Consider the following 1,958-nt stretch of genomic DNA (forward strand, 5'->3'; position numbering starts at 1 on the left):
CGCCACCGAGGCGCAGGCCCTGCGCCTCGAAGCGCTCCTCAAGGACGATCCCGACATCGACCACTACAGCACCTATGTCGGCCGCGGCGCGATCCGTTTCATCCTGACGCTCGATGTGCAGCTGCCCAACCCGTTCTTCGCCCAGTTCGTGATCGTCACCAAGGATCTCGAAGCGCGCGAGCGGGTGCAGGCCAAGCTGGAGAAAGTGCTCGCCGAGGAGTTCCCGGAAGTCGTCGCGCGTGTCTCGCCGCTCGAACTGGGGCCGCCGGTCGGCTGGCCGCTGCAGTACCGGGTGACCGGCCCGGACAAGGACGAGGTGCGCAGAATCGCGCTCGAGCTGGCCCAGGTGATGGGTTCCGACACCCGCACCCGCTACATCAACTACGACTGGATGGAGCCGGCGCGGCAATTGCGCGTTCGCGTCAACCAGGATCAGGCGCGGCAGCTTGGCATCAGCTCCGCGGCGCTGGCCACCGTGCTCAACGCCAAGGTGACCGGCTCGACGGTCACGCAGGTGCGCGATGATATCTACCTGGTCAATGTCGTGGCGCGCGCGGTTGACGAAGAGCGAGCCTCGTTCGGGAGTCTCGCTTCGCTGCAGGTGCCGACATCAAGCGGGCGCATGGTGCCCTTGAGCCAGTTTGCGACGGTGGTCGAGGAGCAGGAATTCCCGCTCGTCTGGCGTCGCAATCGGTTGCCTACCCTTACCGTGCGTGCCGATGTCGACCACAGCGTCCTGCCCGATACGGTCGTCGGCGCGCTGGCGCCGAAGATTGCCGAATTGAACGCCCGGCTCCCCGCGCAGTACAAGATCGAAACCGGCGGGATCTATGAGGAAAGCGCCATCTCGAGAGCATCGGTGTTCGCGGTTGTGCCCCTGATGATCGTGCTGATGCTGACAACGATGATGGTGATGCTGGGGAGCTTCCGCCGCCTGGCGATCGTGGTCGCCGTGTTGCCGCTCGGGTTGATCGGCGTCGTCCTCTCGCTGTTGCTGTTCAACCGGCCACTCGGTTTCGTGGCCATTCTCGGCATCCTTGCGCTGATCGGCATGATCGCCAAGAACACGGTGATCCTGATCGTGCAGATCGAGACCGACCGCGCGGAAGGCCGGAACGTTCTCGAGGCGGTCCTCGCCTCGGCGACCTCGCGGCTGCGGCCGATGGTCCTGACGGCGATCTCGACCGTGCTCGGCCTGATCCCGATCGCGCCAACCGTATTCTGGGGGCCGATGGCCTTCGCCATCATGGGCGGTCTGCTGGTGGCGACGTTGCTGACGCTGATCTTCCTGCCGGCGCTCTACGTGACGGTATTCGGCGGCAAGTCGTCGGCGCCGGAGGCGGTGGCGGCGCAGTGAGCCCGCTGTTCACCGCCGCGCTGGTGCGCGGGGCGCTTTTTCTGCTGTTCTGGAGCGCCCTTATCGGCATCTCCTGGTCTTCGCTGGCGGTCGGTCTGGTGACCACGGTCGGCGCCACGTGGACGAGCCTGCACCTGTTGCCGCCCGGGCCGCAGCGGGTGCGCCTGTGGCCGCTGGTGGCGCTGCTGCCGCGCTTCCTGTGGCAGTCGCTGCTGGCCGGCTGGGATGTCGCGCGCCGCGCCTTCGATCCGCGCCTGCCCCTTCGTCCCGGTTTCGTCGTTTTTCCCAGCGCGCACGCGCCGGGCCATCTGCGCAACACCTTCGCCACCATCGCCAGCCTGCTGCCCGGTACCCTGCCGTGCGGCGAAAGCGAGGGCGGGATCGTCTTCCACTGTCTCGACGTCGGGCAACCCGTCGTCGCGCAGCTGGCGGCCGAGGAGGCGGCGCTGGCGCGCGTGCTGGAGAGGGCGCCCGGGCATGGCTGAGTTCCTTGTCGCCGCCGCCTGCCTGGTGCTCCTGTCGACGGCCCTCGGCCTGGTCCGTCTCCTGCGCGGCCACGGTGACGCCGAGTACATGATGGCGGCGCAGCTGCTCGGTACCG

General features: G+C 67.6%; 2 protein-coding genes. Both read left to right on the forward strand.

Translation table 11 applies throughout. The annotated features are described in order from the left end of the window. Positions 1 to 1,357, forward strand: a 1,357-nt coding sequence (locus tag ACE3P2_RS07130) for an efflux RND transporter permease subunit (protein WP_374262702.1), incomplete at its 5' end; no start/stop codon positions are given. Then, a complete protein-coding gene (locus ACE3P2_RS07135) occupies positions 1,354 to 1,842 on the forward strand; it encodes a Na+/H+ antiporter subunit E (RefSeq protein WP_228276331.1) in 489 nt (162 codons plus the stop codon). The genes ACE3P2_RS07130 and ACE3P2_RS07135, both read left to right, overlap by 4 nt. Positions 1,843 to 1,958 lie beyond the last annotated feature (116 nt).

Source organism: Zoogloea sp., assembly GCF_041911615.1.
Classification (GTDB): domain Bacteria; phylum Pseudomonadota; class Gammaproteobacteria; order Burkholderiales; family Rhodocyclaceae; genus Zoogloea.